Annotated in this window: 12 protein-coding genes; 8 read left to right on the top strand and 4 right to left on the bottom strand. The window is 41.7% G+C overall.

Annotated features, from left to right (window positions below; genetic code table 11):
* Positions 1–150 precede the first annotated feature (150 nt).
* A complete protein-coding gene (gltB, locus tag ACGHEH_RS00345) occupies positions 151–4,608 on the top strand; it encodes a glutamate synthase large subunit (RefSeq protein ID WP_390440742.1) in 4,458 nt (1,485 codons plus the stop codon).
* 10 nt (positions 4,609–4,618) lie between these two features.
* On the top strand, positions 4,619–6,034 hold the full coding sequence (locus ACGHEH_RS00340; RefSeq protein ID WP_390440740.1) for an FAD-dependent oxidoreductase: 1,416 nt from the start codon (positions 4,619–4,621) through the stop codon (positions 6,032–6,034).
* 143 nt (positions 6,035–6,177) lie between these two features.
* On the opposite strand, the gene recN is transcribed toward ACGHEH_RS00340, so the two are convergent.
* The 3 genes from recN to nadK all read right to left on the bottom strand — a co-directional run bounded on the left by recN (position 6,178) and on the right by nadK (position 9,429).
* Positions 6,178–7,854: a DNA repair protein RecN gene (gene recN, locus ACGHEH_RS00335; protein ID WP_390440739.1), complete on the bottom strand. Its 1,677-nt coding sequence runs from the start codon at positions 7,852–7,854 to the stop codon at positions 6,178–6,180.
* Between the two features lie 68 nt (positions 7,855–7,922).
* The gene (locus ACGHEH_RS00330; RefSeq protein WP_390440738.1) at positions 7,923–8,492 is read right to left on the bottom strand and encodes a hypothetical protein; all 570 of its coding nucleotides are present in this window, start codon (positions 8,490–8,492) and stop codon (positions 7,923–7,925) included.
* Between the two features lie 52 nt (positions 8,493–8,544).
* Positions 8,545–9,429: an NAD(+) kinase gene (gene nadK, locus ACGHEH_RS00325; protein ID WP_138480122.1), complete on the bottom strand. Its 885-nt coding sequence runs from the start codon at positions 9,427–9,429 to the stop codon at positions 8,545–8,547.
* Between the two features lie 83 nt (positions 9,430–9,512).
* On the opposite strand from nadK, the gene ACGHEH_RS00320 reads away from it, so the two are divergent.
* From ACGHEH_RS00320 to ACGHEH_RS00305, 4 genes are all read left to right on the top strand, one after another.
* Positions 9,513–10,448 (top strand): HrcA family transcriptional regulator, encoded by a 936-nt coding sequence (locus ACGHEH_RS00320; protein WP_390440736.1) that lies wholly within the window; start codon positions 9,513–9,515, stop codon positions 10,446–10,448.
* A 54-nt stretch (positions 10,449–10,502) separates the two neighbouring features.
* Positions 10,503–11,093, top strand: a complete 591-nt coding sequence (gene grpE / locus ACGHEH_RS00315; protein ID WP_390440735.1) for a nucleotide exchange factor GrpE — start codon at positions 10,503–10,505, stop codon at positions 11,091–11,093.
* A 129-nt stretch (positions 11,094–11,222) separates the two neighbouring features.
* The gene (locus ACGHEH_RS00310; protein WP_390440733.1) at positions 11,223–12,017 is read left to right on the top strand and encodes a M48 family metallopeptidase; all 795 of its coding nucleotides are present in this window, start codon (positions 11,223–11,225) and stop codon (positions 12,015–12,017) included.
* Positions 12,018–12,251: 234 nt separating this feature from the next.
* Complete coding sequence (locus tag ACGHEH_RS00305) at positions 12,252–13,094, top strand: isopenicillin N synthase family dioxygenase (RefSeq protein ID WP_390440731.1); 843 nt, start codon at positions 12,252–12,254, stop codon at positions 13,092–13,094.
* A gap of 77 nt (positions 13,095–13,171) precedes the next feature.
* On the opposite strand, the gene ACGHEH_RS00300 is transcribed toward ACGHEH_RS00305, so the two are convergent.
* Positions 13,172–13,972, bottom strand: a complete 801-nt coding sequence (locus ACGHEH_RS00300) for a DUF2989 domain-containing protein (RefSeq protein ID WP_390440729.1) — start codon at positions 13,970–13,972, stop codon at positions 13,172–13,174.
* Between the two features lie 243 nt (positions 13,973–14,215).
* On the opposite strand from ACGHEH_RS00300, the gene ACGHEH_RS00295 reads away from it, so the two are divergent.
* Positions 14,216–15,661 carry a glyceraldehyde-3-phosphate dehydrogenase gene (locus ACGHEH_RS00295; RefSeq protein WP_390440728.1) on the top strand — a complete coding sequence of 482 codons (1,446 nt, stop codon included), beginning with the start codon at positions 14,216–14,218 and terminating at the stop codon, positions 15,659–15,661.
* Positions 15,662–15,839: 178 nt separating this feature from the next.
* On the top strand, positions 15,840–16,967 hold the full coding sequence (locus ACGHEH_RS00290; RefSeq protein WP_390440725.1) for a M14-type cytosolic carboxypeptidase: 1,128 nt from the start codon (positions 15,840–15,842) through the stop codon (positions 16,965–16,967).
* Positions 16,968–17,018: the final 51 nt, after the last annotated feature.

The raw sequence follows: 17,018 nt of genomic DNA, 5'->3' as shown, positions 1-17,018 counted from the left end.
AATTTGTCAGACCAATGAGAAATATTCAAGTTAGTGAATATCTATTCATAATTTTGTTGACTCCATTTTAAAACAAAGCTAGTTTTGAATATCTGTCGGAACAATCGTCTTGTTCATTTCCGGCCATAGATGTAGCAGGGGGAGGGGTGCATGCTATATGACTCTAAGTTAGAAAAAGATAATTGTGGTTTTGGTTTAATTGCTCAGATAAACGGGCAAGCAAGTCATAAACTGATCCGCAATGCAATTACAGGGTTAGACCGAATGCAACACCGTGGTGGTATTGCATCAGATGGTAAAACAGGTGATGGCTGTGGTTTATTACTGCAAAAACCTGACAGCTTCTTTCGAGCCATTGCCACTGAAAACGGTTGGCACTTAGGTAAAAATTACGCTGTCGGTATGTTGTTTTTGAATGCGGACGAAACGCTTGCATCTCAAGCCCGAAAAGTGATTAACGAAGAATTAGAAAAAGAAACGTTAACACTCGTTGGCTGGCGAGTCGTGCCAACGGAACCGAATATGTTGGGACCAATTGCGCTAAAGCAACTACCTAAATTTGAGCAGGTGTTTGTATCAGCACCTGAAGGCTGGCGTCCAAAAGATCTAGAGCGTCGCTTGTATATCGCAAGACGTCGTATTGAGCAGCGCTTAGTTGAAGACGACCAGTTTTATATTTCGAGTCTTTCAGGCCTGGTAACGGTTTACAAAGGCCTTATGATGCCAGTGGACCTACCAAACTTTTATTTAGATTTGGCAGATATGCGCATGAAAAGTGCTATCTGTGTTTTCCACCAACGCTTTTCTACGAACACGCAGCCACGATGGCCGTTAGCTCAGCCATTTAGATATTTGGCGCACAATGGTGAGATAAATACTATTGCTGGTAACCGCCAGTGGGCGAGAGCGCGTGCTTATAAGTTTTCTTCACCATTGTTACCTGATTTACAAACGGCCGCGCCATTTGTAAATGAAGAAGGTTCAGATTCATCAAGCCTAGATAACATTCTTGAATTATTCCTTGCCGGAGGTATGGATATTTTCCGTGCTATGCGCATGCTTGTGCCGCCTGCATGGCAAAAAAACCGAGCTATGGACGATGATTTACGTGCCTTCTACGATTTTAACTCTATGCATATGGAACCTTGGGATGGCCCCGCAGGTATCGTCATGTCAGATGGTCGATTTGCGGCATGTAACCTAGACAGAAATGGTCTACGTCCAGCGCGTTACGTGATCACCCAAGATGGGTTTATCACGCTTGCATCTGAAGTCGGTATTTGGGATTACACAGCCGATGAAGTGGTTGAAAAAGGCCGTGTTGGCCCAGGAGAATTACTGGTCATCGATACCCTTCATGGTAAGATTTGGCAGTCTGATGAAATCGATCAAGACTTAAAATCACGTCATCCTTACAAAACTTGGCTTGAGCAAAATGTAAAACGTCTTACGCCTTTTGAAGATTTATCGGAAGAGGATGCGGGTGTACGCGATTTTGACGATGAATTATTGCTGACTTATCAAAAGCTATTCGGATACAGCAATGAAGAATTAGATAACGTTATTCGTGTTATGGGTCAAAATGGCCAAGAGGCAACAGGCTCAATGGGTGACGACACCCCGTTTGCTGTATTGTCTGAAGGTCATCGCTCCTTGTACGATTATTTTCGTCAAAAGTTCGCGCAGGTGACAAACCCACCGATCGACCCACTTCGTGAAAATCACGTAATGTCATTGGCAACCTGTATCGGCCGTGAGCAAAACGTCTTCAATGAAACAACTGGTCATGCTAAGCGTCTTCAGTTTGCCTCACCAGTGCTCACATTCTCTGATATGCAGCAGTTAGTGAATGCGGATGATGAACACTACTGTGCCTGTAAAATTCAATTGAACTATGACAAAACAGAGTCTTTAAAATCAGCCTTAGAACGAGTCTGTGACGAGGCTGAGGAAAAAGCACGTTCAGGGTGTGTCATGCTGGTTTTGAGTGACAGAAATATCAGCAAAGATATGTTGCCAATTCCTGCAGCTATGGCAGTGGGCGCGGTACAACAGCGTTTGGTAAATACTAATTTACGCTGTGATGCCAACATCATAGTTGAAACAGGCAGTGTCAGAGATCCGCATCAGTTTGCCGTGTTATTAGGGTTTGGTGCGACCGCGATCTACCCATATTTGACATACGAAACACTGGTCGCCATGTGTGACAGTAAAGTGATTGATAAAACCTACCGCGAGGTGACGCTGGCTTATCGTAATGCCATCAATAAGGGTCTATTCAAGATCATGTCTAAGATGGGGATCAGTACGGTCGCGTCATATCGTTGCTCTATGCTATTTGAAGCTGTTGGCTTATCAAATGACATTGTTGAAATGTGTTTTAAAGGCGTGGCTAACCGTATCAAGGGCGCAGATTTTGAAGATTTTGCTTATGAACAAGCGCAACTTCATAAGCTCGCCTTCAGTAAGCGTAAGCTGTTGTCTCATGGTGGTTTATTAAAATTTGTTCACGGTGGTGAGTATCACGCTTACAACCCTGATGTGGTACAATCACTGCAAGTTGCTGTTAAATCGGGTGAATATCAAGATTATGTAAAATACGCGGATCTTGTTAATAATCGTCCAGTGACAAACATTCGAGACCTATTGGCGCTTAAGTCTGACGTATCACCTGTTAGCCTTGATGATGTAGAGCCTGCAACAGAACTTTATAAGCGTTTTGACTCTGCGGCCATGAGTATCGGTGCATTATCACCAGAAGCTCATGAAGCGCTGGCAATTGCCATGAACCGCTTGGGTGGGTGTTCGAACTCTGGTGAGGGCGGTGAAGATAAACTGCGTTTTGGAACAGAGAAAAACTCTCGTATTAAACAAGTGGCATCGGGCCGTTTCGGCGTTACTCCGCATTATTTAAGAAATGCCGATGTTATTCAGATCAAAGTTGCGCAGGGTGCAAAACCTGGTGAAGGTGGTCAACTACCTGGTGAAAAGGTAACGCCTTACATTGCTAAATTGCGCTACTCGGTACCGGGTGTGACGCTAATTTCGCCACCACCACATCATGATATTTATTCAATTGAAGATTTAGCCCAGCTTATTTTCGACTTAAAGCAAGTTAATCCGGAAGCGATGATTTCAGTTAAGTTAGTATCTGAGCCTGGCGTTGGCACAATCGCAACGGGTGTTGCCAAAGCGTATGCTGATTTAATCACGATTGCGGGTTATGACGGTGGTACCGGGGCAAGCCCACTGACATCGGTTAAATATGCCGGAAGCCCTTGGGAGTTGGGTCTTGCTGAAACTCAGCAAGCCTTGGTTGAAAATGGTCTTCGTCATCGCATTCGCCTGCAAACAGATGGCGGCCTTAAAACAGGCTTAGACATCATCAAAGCAGCTATTTTAGGAGCAGAAAGCTTCGGTTTTGGTACTGGCCCTATGGTCGCACTTGGCTGTAAATATCTTCGTATTTGTCACTTAAATAACTGTGCAACAGGTGTTGCAACTCAAGACGATACACTTCGTCAGAAGCACTATCATGGTTTACCTGAGATGGCGATGAACTACTTCAAGTTTATTGCTCAAGAAGCCCGTGAAATCATGTCGCAACTAGGCGTAACTCGTTTAGTAGATTTAATTGGTCGCACTGATTTACTAGAAATGATCGAAGGCAAGACGAGCAAGCAAAGCAAGCTAGATTTATCAGACCTGTTAGCCAAGCCGAATAACCCAACCAATGAGACTTTATACTGCTCTGCAGCGAATACCTCTCATTATAAGGGAGAGCTAAATGAACTACTGCTATCAAAAGCACAAGCTGCAATTGAGAGCAAATCAGGTATTTCATTGGTGAATCGTATTAGCAACACCGATCGTTCGGTAGGCGCGATGCTATCTGGTTACATAGCCAATTTACATGGCAACCAAGGCATGGCAGCAGATCCTGTGGCAATTGAACTACACGGCACTGCAGGCCAATCATTCGGTGTTTGGAATGCCGGTGGCCTTGAAATGACTTTAGTCGGTGATGCTAACGATTATGTCGGTAAGGGCATGGCTGGCGGTAAACTAGTAATTCGTCCACCAGTTGGTTCAAGCTTTGAGTCACATCAAGCAAGTATTGTCGGTAATACCTGCTTATACGGTGCGACAGGCGGTAAGTTGTTCGCAGCAGGTAAAGCGGGTGAGCGATTTGGGGTTCGAAACTCAGGTGTGACGTCTGTAGTTGAAGGCTTAGGTGACAACGGCTGTGAATATATGACGGGCGGTGTTGTTTGTGTACTTGGCAATGTAGGTATCAACTTTGGTGCAGGCATGACAGGTGGATTCGCCTATGTACTAGATGAAAAAGCAGACTTCGAAAAGCGAATCAACCCGGAGTTAGTTGAAATTGTTGAGCTGTCAGCGCTTAATGCACATCAAGAGCACCTACGCGGTTTGATTGCTGAGCACTTAGAGCTTACAGGCTCAGCTCGGGCAGAACAGATCCTAGCTGAATTTGAATTGTATCTACCTAAATTCAAGCTAGTTAAACCAATCTCAAGTGATGTAAAGAGCCTATTAGGTCATCGTGCTCGCAGTAGCGCTGAATTAAGAGTACAGGCGCAGTAAGGGGAAGAGTATGAGCGAAAATGTTTACCAATTTATCGATGTGCAACGAGTTGATCCAAGAAAAAAACCAATTTCATCACGTAAGCAATCATTTGTAGAGATTTACGAGCCATTTTCACAAAACCAAGTGAATTCTCAGTCTGATCGTTGTTTGGACTGTGGTAATCCATATTGTGAATGGAAGTGTCCGGTTCATAATTATATTCCACAGTGGTTAAAGTTGATCCGTAATGGTCGTATTTTAGAAGCCGCTGAGCTCTCACATCGCACCAACAGCTTGCCTGAGGTATGTGGTCGAGTGTGTCCACAAGACCGTTTATGCGAGGGGGCATGTACGCTCAATGAAGAGTTTGGTGCTGTAACAATCGGTAATATCGAAAAATACATCACAGATACAGCCTTTGCTCAAGGCTGGAAGCCGGACATGTCATATGTAGTTTGGACTGACAAGAAAGTCGCCATTATTGGCGCGGGTCCTGCAGGTTTAGGCTGTGCAGATATTCTAGTACGCAATGGGGTTAAACCGGTTGTTTTCGACCGTAACCCAGAAATTGGTGGGCTACTGACATTTGGCATTCCATCTTTCAAACTTGAAAAATCAGTGATGGAAAATCGACGTGAAATTTTCACTGAGATGGGCGTTGAGTTTAAGTTAAATACAGAAGTTGGCAAAGATATCAGTCTTGATGAAATCATTGCTGAATATGACGCAGTATTCATTGGCGTGGGCACATATCAAAGTATGCGCGGTAACCTAGAGAACGAAGATGCTGAGGGCGTATATGACGCTTTACCTTTCTTGATTGGTAATACAAACCGAGTGATGGGGTACGATGAAACTCAGCAGCCTTATATCAGCATGGCGAATCAAAAAGTCGTGGTGTTAGGTGGTGGTGATACTGCGATGGACTGTGTACGAACATCTATCCGTCAAAACGCAGCGCATGTTACCTGTGCGTATCGCCGTGACGAATCAAATATGCCAGGGTCAGTTCGTGAAGTAAAAAATGCCAGAGAAGAAGGCGTAAACTTTAAGTTTAATGTTCAACCAAAAGGCATTGAATTAAATGCCGAAGGCAAAGTTGTTGGTGTGAAGATGGTCGAAACCCGCTTAGGCGAACCCGATGCGGCAGGTCGTCAACGTGCAGAAGAAGTACCAGGCACAGAGCATGTGCTTGACGCTGATACGGTGATCATGGCGTTTGGTTTTAAACCACACAATCTTGATTGGCTAGCACAATACGATGTTGAAATTAACCGTTGGGGTGGCATTGTTGCGCCTGAGCAGGGCGCCTACACGCATCAAACAAGTAACCCTAAGATCTTTGCCGGCGGCGACGCAGTTCGAGGTTCAGACTTAGTTGTAACAGCTATTTTTGAGGGCCGTAATGCCGCAGAAGGTATTCTGGATTTTCTAGAAGTGTAAAGTCCAATATTAAATATATTTACCTACAAAAAACCCAGTTTTCAAACTGGGTTTTTTGTTATCTTCTTCTCGCTTCTCGCTTCTCGCTTCTCGCTTCTCGCTTCTCGCTTCTCGCTTCTCGCTTCTCGCTTCTCGCTTCTCGCTTATGCTGCTTGTATAGCCAATAGCTCTTTTGCACTGGCTCGGGTGGTTTCACTGATCGATTCACCACCGATAAGACGGGCAATTTCGTCAACACGATGCGCATCTTCTAATGGTTTCATCGAAGTAAAAGTTTCCCCTTTGATGACTTTTTTACTGACAAAAAACTGTTGATGGCCACTACACGCAACTTGCGGTAAATGGGTAACACATATAACTTGCGTCGACTTTCCAAGCTTACGAAGTAATTTACCAACCTGAGAGGCGGTTGGGCCAGAAATACCCACGTCGACTTCATCGAAAATAAGCGTTGGCGTCGTCACTTTTTCAGCGATAATCACTTGAATAGCCAAACTGATACGAGAGAGTTCACCACCCGAAGCAACTTTTGCTAAAGCTTGCAACGGTTGACCTGGGTTCGTTGAAACTAAAAACTCTATGGCATCATAACCCTCACTATTAGGTCTAAGCTCTGGTTTTGGCTGCAATTCAATTGCAAACTTACAGTGTTTCATGGCTAAATCATCCATGCTCGCACTAATAAGCTTCTGTAGTTTTTTCGCCGACTGGCTTCGGCTATTACTCAGCGCCATCGCAGCTTGTTGATAAGCTGACAGTGTTTGAGCTATTTCTTGCTCTAGAATATCTATACGGGCGTTATCAGAGCTAATATTATCAAGCTGCGCTTTTAACGATTGATGATGCTCATAAAGTTCTTCAGGTCTAACATGATGTTTACGCGATAGATCCATGATTTTAGATAGACGATCTTCGACTTCTTGTAATCTGAGCGGGTCTTGGTCAATTTGGTCTGCATAGTCTCGAATTTCGCGGCTTGCTTCTTCGACTTGTACAACGGCTTCTTCTAGCAACTGAGCGATGTTAGCGAGACAACTATCAACACTGGTTAAACTATTGAACTGTTGTGCACTATGCTGTAGCTGGCTTAACACTGTGGTGCCATCTTGCTCATATAAAGCCATTAACTCCTGTTGACAGGTATTAATAATGGTCTGGCTGTGGCTCAGCCGATATTGTTCTTCTTCAATTTGCTTAAATTCATCAGCTTCAAGTGAAAACTCATCTAATTCAGCCACTTGATATTCTAGCAGCTGCTGTTGTGCCGCTTTAGCCTGCTGTTCTTTTAAAAGAGTTGAATATTCTCGCTGTAATTGCTGGTAATGCTGAAATTGATTTTTTACGGCAGTTTGTAGGTGAGTGTGACCTGCATATGCATCAATCAGATGAAGTTGATGTTCAGTTTTTAATAGTAATTGGTGAGCATGTTGTCCATGGATGGCGATTAAATATTCGCCTAACTCTTTAAGTTGACTAGCAGTAACTGAAACACCATTTATGTAACTTTTACTACGACCGCTTCGGCTAATGACACGACGTAAAATACAATCATGCTCATCGTTATTTAGCATATGCTCTTTAAGAAATTGCTGAGCTTTAGGGAGTTGTTGAATATTGAATTGTGCCACGATCTGAGCGCGATCAGCACTCGGTCTGATCGCACCTGCGTCCGCTCTTTCACCTAAGCAAAGTGAGAGGGCATCTATGGCAATGGATTTACCCGCACCAGTTTCGCCCGTGATGGCTGTCATGCCATCACGCCATTCAATATTTAAATCATTTACAATTGCGAAGTTACTAATCTCAAGACTGATCAACATATATGTATATCCAAACAGTGTTTACACTGTCAATTTATACAGTAGTTATTAATAAATCAAGCGTGAAATTAAATTTGTGCTGTAGCGAGTTTATTCACTTCAGTTTGATTGTTCTGATCTGAGTCAGAGTCTTTATCTGTTTCATCTTTGTCTTGGCTTTCAACATCTGCTATGTCAGCGGTTTTTAATAAAGTGATCATTGCAGGCAGTGATTCATAGTAGAAATCTTTGTTATACGCGACACCGTTTGTCGGAAGCTCTTTTGCAAAAGCAGTCATGGTGTCTTTTAAAGTATCCATGGTGTCATGCTCACGATGCTTATGCACTTCCTCACCCACAGTCAATATAAATAACTCAACGATGCGCTCGAGTTGATTCAAATTGTCTTCTGTATGTGCTTGCACAACAAAAAAGTTATTAACGATGGTGTTAATTGTGCCACTGTATTTTGAGGCTATAGCACCGGCTGCAACAAATTCAGAGGTTTTAGTCTTAAAATGCAGTGTTACTTCATTGTGTCTTTGGTTAAAAACCTGCTTCTCAGCGTTTTTTGCTTTTTTTCTATTATTTTCGATAACAAGATAAACGCCTAAAAGTGTGATTAGTAGCACGATTGTGGCGATAATAATGTAATTCATAACGTGTGTACTTCCTGATAGCTATGTACCGATTTTGAATGTTTTAATGGGCTTAGTAAAGTCTACTGCCCCAATTCAATTTTTGTCTAAGGACATCATAGTATGAATAGCTTTTTGGATGAATCAAGCGTAAAGACTTTTCTGCTTTTTTAATAACCACTTCATCACCCGGTAAAACAGCTAAGACCACATGGCTGTCACAACTAACTTGTAAGCTATCTGTATTTTCCAAGCTGAGTTTTAATCTCACTTCTTTATCACCATCTACAACTAACGGCCTACTTGATAAAGTGTGAGGAAACATAGGTACAAGCGCCATGGCATTTAATTCTGGGGTAAGGATCGGGCCTCCACCAGAAAGAGAATAGGCTGTTGAGCCTGTTGGTGTTGAGACTATTAAACCATCTGAGCGCTGCGAGAACACAAACTGATTATCAATAAATGCTTCAAACTCAATCATGTGTGCCACTTTATCGGCATGTAATACTGCTTCGTTCATGGCGGAATTTGCACTTTTTAATTCATCATGACGATAGACTTCGACTTCTAATAAGAAGCGTGACTCAGCAATGAATTCACCTCTTAGCACTTCTTCAAGCGCAGGCTCAAAGCCATCAGGGTTAAGATCGGTTAAGAAGCCTAAGTTACCCCTGTTAACACCGATAACGGCGACGTCAAACCGTGCTAGTACTCTAGCGGCACCAAGCATATTGCCGTCACCGCCAATAACAATAGCCAGATCACAGCGCTTTCCAAGCTCAACCAGTTCAATGAGTCCCTCAGGTGCGATTTCTTGAACTTGTGCGCCAACACGCTCTTCTACAAGTACCTCGTATCCTAATGCTTGCAAAAAGGTATAAAGGCGGTGTAATGTCAATGCCGCACCTTTGTGATTAGGTTTACCGATTAAGCCTATGGTTTTAAAAGGGCTTGTCATGATTATTTTCCTTGATTAAGTTAGCGCAAGACTAACCGAAAAACATTTAAGAGAAAACTTTTTTGATGGCCTGTGGATAAAGTATGAAATTAAGTCCCAGAGATCAGCAAATTTTTACTGCTGTGATGAGTATGTATTGCAATGGCGAAGGCCAGCCTGTGCCGTCGAGTAAAATAGCGAAACAAAAAGGCATGGCTGTTTGCTCTGCTACTGTAAGAAACGCCATGGCTCGGCTTGAAAAGATTGGCTTACTTTGCTCTCCGTACACTTCAGCAGGAAGAATGCCCACCGATGCAGGTTTTAAGTTCTGGCTAAGTGAATATTTTAACTTATCTGATATTGGCCACTATTGGCAACCTGAGCAGTCTAAACTCATAGAATTAGCGCACTCTCTCAGTCAAAAATATCAAGTGTGTTGTTGTGTTGGGTTACCACAAGCGAGTTCACAAATAATTTTTAGGGTAGAAGTGCTTGGTTTTGATAGTAGTTCATGGTTAGTACTGTTAATTGATAGAGCTGGGCAGTCACAGAATATTTTGATTGATAAACCTGACTTTGAAACCGACGCACAGCGTTATCAATTTGCTTCTTGGATGAATACTGTTTTTAGTCAACAGCCTTTGAAAGAAGGTTTGCAACGTATGTTTGCAATGGCAAATAGCGCACCTAAAACTTGTACAGCTCAATTGACCCAATGGACTGCTCAACTTCATCAGCAACTAGGTTCAGATAACTGTATTTTACTTGGAGAAAGGCATTTATATAACGCCATAGAGTCAAATAAAGAGCTCAACCTTGGAGTTGGGTTTCTTCACGATATTGAAGATAAATTAGCTTTTAAAAATGGTTTATCACTCATCATGGGTAATGAGTTATCGAGTTATCAATTGGGCAAAACAGTGATTTTAAGCCTGCCTTATTTTGAAAATGGTGAATATCAGAGCCGATTTTGTGTGATTTGCTCAACTTGTGCACCAATCGAAGCAATTATTGAAGAATTTTCGTTGGCGAGTACTTGAAACTGGTTTTTCCATCCCCATAATGTCCGCAGTTGTAAGATTTTGGAGAAAAATATGTCTGAGCAAAATAATGCCCCAGAGCAAGAAGTGGTAGAGCCTTTTGAGCAAATAGAAGTAGAACAAGAGCAAGCTCAAGAAGAAGTACAAACTGAACTAAGCCCAGAAGAGGAGATTGCAGGCTTATATGCAGAGCTTGAAGCAGCTAAACAGACTATTGCAGATCAAAAGGACAGTGTTGTTCGTGCCGCAGCTGATGTTGAGAACATTCGTCGCCGTGCTGCACAAGATGTAGAAAAAGCACATAAATTTGCACTTGAAAAGTTTGCTAATGAGCTTTTGCCTGTGATCGATAACCTTCATCGTGCTATTGAGTTTTCAGATAAAGAGAATGAAACACTTAAGCCAGTTCTTGAAGGTGTTGAAATGACGCTTAAGAGTTTTGAAGACGCTGTCGCTAAATTTGGTGTTGAAACTGTAAATCCACAAGGCGAAGTGTTCAATCCAGATTTCCATCAGGCAATGTCAATTCAGCCCAGCAATGATGTAGCACCAAACACAGTGCTAGCTGTGATGCAGAAAGGTTATACTTTAAACGGTCGTTTACTTCGCCCTGCGATGGTAATGGTATCTAAAGCAGCTGAATAATCAGCTTCTGCTTTTTGAATTGAAACGGGCTCATTTAGCCCGTTTTTTGTTGCCTGAATTAAATTGTTTACGTAAATTTTTATTATAAAATAATCATATACACTTAAAACGTCCTTTAAAGGAATCGCTATGAAAAAACTGATCGGCATAGTTGCCTTATCTTTATTGGCTGCAGGTTGTAAAACCTCTCCAACAGGGCGAACACAAATTGCGCTTTACTCACCACAAAAGATGAATGAGATGGGGGTTGCAAGTTTTGCTCAAATGAAAGAGCAGCAAGCCATAGAAACAGATAAAAACACCAATGCTTATGTGCGCTGTATCGCAGATAAGCTAATAGCTCAGTTACCTACGCAATATGCAAATCAAGACTGGGAGGTTGTCGTTTTTAAAGAAGACAGCGCCAACGCCTTTGCTTTACCAGGTGGAAAGATTGGTGTGCATACAGGGCTATTAAAGGTCGCTAAAGATCAACATCAACTTGCTGCGGTTATGGGCCATGAAGTGGGTCACGTTATCGCCGAGCACGCCAATGAACGAGTTTCTCAAAATAGCTTGTTGCAGTTTGGCTTGCAGGCAAGTGATGTGGCATTGCAAATGGGTAATGTGGAATACCGCCAAGCGATTATGCAAGGTTTAGGTGTTGGTGCTCAAGTAGGGGTCGCTTTACCTTTTAGCCGTTCTCATGAAAGTGAAGCCGATGTAATTGGTTTAGATCTAATGGCAAAAGCGGGATTCGAACCAACTGGTTCAGTGAAACTTTGGGAAAATATGAATAAACTCAGTGGTGAGCGCCCTGCAGAGTTTTTATCAACTCATCCAGCGCCTGACACACGTATGCAAACTTTGAATAGTAAAATGCCTGAAGCTGAGACATTAAAGCGTTCAGCATGGCAAAAAGGGCTAAAACCTGAGTGTAAATAAAGAGAAAAGGTTGCATTTATGCAGCCTTTTTTATGTATTTAGATTAATTGATCTATCTCAATTTAGTTTAACACTTACGCAAAAGGCGGACATAAGTCCTTATGTAGCTCGGTCTATTTTCTTATGCTCGCCGCACTCTTATGTCAAGGGTCAACACTATTTGATAAGGCTAGTAAATAATTGGCTACACTTATCAAAAAGCTGTTTTAACTAAACACAACTGAGTGGACCATTATGCAACAATTACCTACGGTAGATTACCGCGCAGATGACGCAGCTGCGCAATTCGTTGAATCTCTTCGTAATACAGGATTCGGCGTTTTAAAGAACCACCCAATCCCACAAGAATTAGTTGAATCAATTTATAAAAATTGGCAAGAGTTCTTCTATACAGAAGAGAAACACAACTTCTTATTCGATAAAGAAAATCAAGATGGTTACTTCCCACCAGATGTTTCAGAAGTTGCAAAAGGCTTTACTGTTAAAGACATCAAAGAATATTTCCATGTATATCCAAAAGGTCGTGTTCCTGCACAATTAGACGCTGAGATCCGTGAGTACTACCGTATTGCGAATGAGTTTGCCGCTGAGCTTTTAAGCTGGGTTCAAGCACAGGCACCAGAAGACGTTAAAGCTAAGTTTTCAATAGATCTAAAAGATATGATCAAAGATTCTGAGCAAACTTTACTTCGCGTGCTTCACTATCCGCCTATGACCGGTGATGAAGAGCCCGGTGCTATTCGTGCAGCGGCACATGGTGATATTAATTTACTTACTGTGCTTCCAGCTTCAAATGAGCCAGGTTTACAAGTACAAACACAAGATGGTGGCTGGTTAGACGTACCATGTGATTTTGGTAACTTGATTATTAATATCGGTGACATGCTTCAAGAAGCATCTGGTGGCTACTTCCCATCAACGATTCACCGTGTAATCAATCCTTCAGGTAAAGCGTCTAAGAATTCACGTATTTCTTTACCGTTATTCTTACACCCAAAACCTGAAGTTGTGTTATCGGAGCGTTACACTGCTGATAGTTACTTACAAGAGCGTCTTGAAGAACTAGGTGTAAAATAAACTAGTACTTAACTAGCCAAGACATAAAAAAAACCCTAACACTTGTTAGGGTTTTTTTATTTGCTGATATTTTTCAATTAAAAGTCGCGAGGTGAAACGAACGTACCTGCTTGAATTTCTTCATAGGTTTGCATAGCGAGTTCATCTAATGGAGCAAGAGGACGACCTCGACTGGTGATTTCATGTGTTACAGGTAAAATATCAATATCTTCAAATCCAGACATTTGCGCTATTTTTGCAAACGTATAAGCATGTTTATATTTCTTTTGTTTGAAGAAAATACTGACTAGGCTGCTGTATACCTCTAATTTTGGCTGTTGACCAGCTTGGTTTAATTCAAGTACTCGATAGAGTAAGTCTACTGTTTTTTCATCATCAAATTTAGCGAAATAAGTTGCTAAAAATAATTGTATTTCAGCATCATTCTTAACTTCGTCTTGGTCTTGCATTTTCAAAAGCTTATTCATAGCAAAATTACTATTATTTCTGGACCAATGGTAATAAAGTAATCCTGGATGATCAGTGTGCTTTGTATCTTGAAAAATACGGTTCATCTCTTTGAGGCTAGTTAAATGACCTTCAACACGAGATGTGGTCTTTTCCTTTAACTTTATGTGTTCTATTTTTGCAGCCAGAGATACACAAGAATTATACGACTCTAATTTTTTTAGTAAGTCATATTTGTTATCATCATTAGGTGATTTGTATTCGTGATATCTGGCAAATATAAGATCAGAGCGCAGTTCTTTACAGTGACTATCCTTATTTAAATCTTCACAAAACCCAGGTGTTTCTTCGCACACTTTACTCAAGGTAAGGGGTTGTTCACAACCTACAAGGGTAAAAATACTAAGTGCGAGCAGCGTCCGCAGTGCCATCTTGCTTCCTCTTCATTATTTTAATGGTGTTAGGCCATGTTTACTTTGTTATCTATAAGCCTGATATGCATGCTTTATGAGTTTTCAACGTTTTTACACTAAAAAACAGCATAAATTAAAACTCTGCCTAGTTTAGCCTAATGAATTAGACAGTAACAGTGGAGAATCGAAGCTGTTTAAATTAGAATAGCATTGCCCTAAGGGGTTATCCGTTCAAAAAAATTGTTTAATTAGGCAGAAAAAATGACCTTATCTCACGAGCAAGAATATCAAAATAGCTGGCAAGAACGCCAAGATTATGCAGAAAACATGCAACCAATCATTGGTCGTTTGTACCGTAACAAGGGTGTTGAAATCGCTGTTTACGGTCGTCCACTTGTAAATACAAGCACAATCGACGTGATCAAAGCTCACAAGACTGTGGCACGTTTCGAAGAAAGTAAATTACGCTTGCGTGAAAGCTTCCCATTCTTAGAAGCTATTAGCAAAATGGATTTAGCACCTGCGCGTATTGACCTAGGCAAATTAGCTTATGGTTATGTTCATAAAAATGCAGGCGAAGGTCGTTCAATTGAAGAATACCTAAACGCTGAATTAGTTGACATTGTAAACAAAGGCGACAATCAAGAGCCTCGCGATGTTGTTCTTTACGGTTTTGGCCGTATCGGTCGTTTATTAGCACGTCTTCTTATCGAGCGTGGTGGCTCTCACACTGATCTGCGCTTACGTGCAATCGTTGTCCGTGGTGGCCGTGACGGTGACCTTGAAAAGCGTGCAAGTCTTTTACGTCGTGATTCAATTCATGGCCCTTTCAATGGTTCAATCACTGTTGATAACGAGCGTAACGCAATTAAAGCTAACGGTAACTACATTCAAGTTATCTATGCGAACTCTCCAGATGAAATCGATTACAATGAATATGGTATCAACAATGCACTTATCGTTGATAACACAGGTATCTGGAAAGACAGAGATGGCTTAGGTCTTCACCTTAAGTCAAATGGTGCTGCTAAAGTGCTTCTTACAGCTCCAGCAAAAGGTGACATCAAAAACGTAGTTTATGGTGTTAACAATAAAGACATCCTTTCTGAAGATTCAATCGTTTCAGCGGCGAGCTGTACAACGAATGCGATCACACCAACGCTTAAAGCACTTAACGATAAGTACGGTATTCAGAACGGTCACGTTGAAACAGTTCACTCTTACACGAATGACCAGAACCTGATTGATAACTACCACAAAGCTGAACGTCGTGGTCGTGCAGCAGCTCTGAATATGGTTATCACGTCAACAGGTGCAGCTAAAGCAGTTTCGAAGGCGCTACCTGAACTTGAAGGTAAGCTAACTGGTAATGCTATCCGTGTACCAACACCAAACGTTTCAATGGCGATCCTTAACCTAAACCTTGAAAAAGAGACAACGGTTGAAGAGCTAAACGAGTACTTACGTGAGACATCACTTCACTCTGATCTTCGTGACCAGATTGATTACACAGCGTCAACTGAAATCGTTTCTACAGACCTAGTAGGTAGCCGTTACGCAGGTGTTGTTGATTCTCAAGCAACAATTGTTGATGGTAATCGTGTTGTATTATACGTATGGTACGACAATGAGTTTGGTTACAGCTGTCAGGTTATTCGTGTTATGCACGATATGGCTGAAGTTGAATACCCAAGCTTACCTCGCTAATAGCGAAATGTAATAAAAAGCCAGCTTTTGCTGGCTTTTTTAGTTTTTGAACTTAAATTGGTGTGATACTCTTTAAAAATTATTTTTACAAGTGAATTACACTTCCTAAACGATAAAGACAAAAGGTTAATATTTGTCTGCGACTATTATGTCGTCAATTTTTAAAAGAAGGTTACGGATGAAAATCAGCAGTAATTTTGACAGTGGTAATATCAAGGTACTTGCGAACAACGACCCACTCGATATTCAACTTGCTATTAACAATGATAATGAATCTGAGTTTTTTCAGTGGTTTCATTTTCGTTTAGAAAGCACACCTTTTTTACAGCATAAAATGCAAATTGGTGGGTTAGAAAAATCAGCCTACCCAGAAGGGTGGGATGACTATCAAGCGGTAGCATCGTATGATCGCCAAACTTGGTTCCGTGTTCCTACAGCATACGAAAACGGTACTCTTACGATTGATTTCGAACCTGAGCAAAGTCATACCTATTTTGCTTATTTCGCTCCTTATAGTTATGAGCGTCATTTAGATTTACTCTATTGGGCGCAAAGCCATGATGCATGTGAAATTGAAACACTTGGCGAAACGCTAGACGGTCGTGATATCAGTTTGCTTACAATTGGCGAACCTGAAGAAGGTAAAAAGAAAATTTGGATCACTGCCCGTCAGCACCCGGGTGAGACAATGGCAGAGTGGTTTGTAGAAGGCTTACTTCACAAGCTTCTAGATGACGAAGACCCGCATGCGGCGGCGTTACTTTCTAAAGCGGTTTTCTATATTGTACCAAATATGAACCCTGATGGCAGTGTACGAGGTCATCTTCGTACAAACGCAGTAGGTGTTAATCTGAACCGCGAGTGGGCTGAGCCGAGCCTTGAAAAATCACCTGAGGTTTTCCATGTGTTAAATAAGATGCATGACGCAGGCCTTGATATGTATTTAGATATTCATGGTGACGAAGCATTGCCTTATAACTTTGTTGCTGGTAGTGAAGGCATTCCAAGTTATGACGCGCGTTTAGAGTCATTAGAAAACGATTTTAAGGCAGCACTACTTACTATAACACCTGAGTTCCAAGATGAGTTTGGCTATCCAAAAGATGCGCCAGGTGAAGCTAACTTAACGGTTGCATCTTGTGCTGTGGGTGAGTCGTTTAAAGCGTTGGCTTACACAATTGAAATGCCGTTTAAAGATAACGCGAATCTACCAGACCCATATTACGGTTGGTCTGACAGACGTTCATATCAATTCGGTCAAGATACGCTTGCTGCAATTGTTTCGGTTGTAGACAAACTAAGATAATAATCAACAATAAAATCAAAAGGTAGCGCCACGGTGCTACCTTTTATGTAT

Origin of the sequence: Pseudoalteromonas sp. MTN2-4, assembly GCF_042848605.1 — a bacterium.
Lineage (GTDB): Bacteria > Pseudomonadota > Gammaproteobacteria > Enterobacterales > Alteromonadaceae > Pseudoalteromonas.
This window is presented reverse-complemented; position numbering and strand designations above follow the sequence as displayed.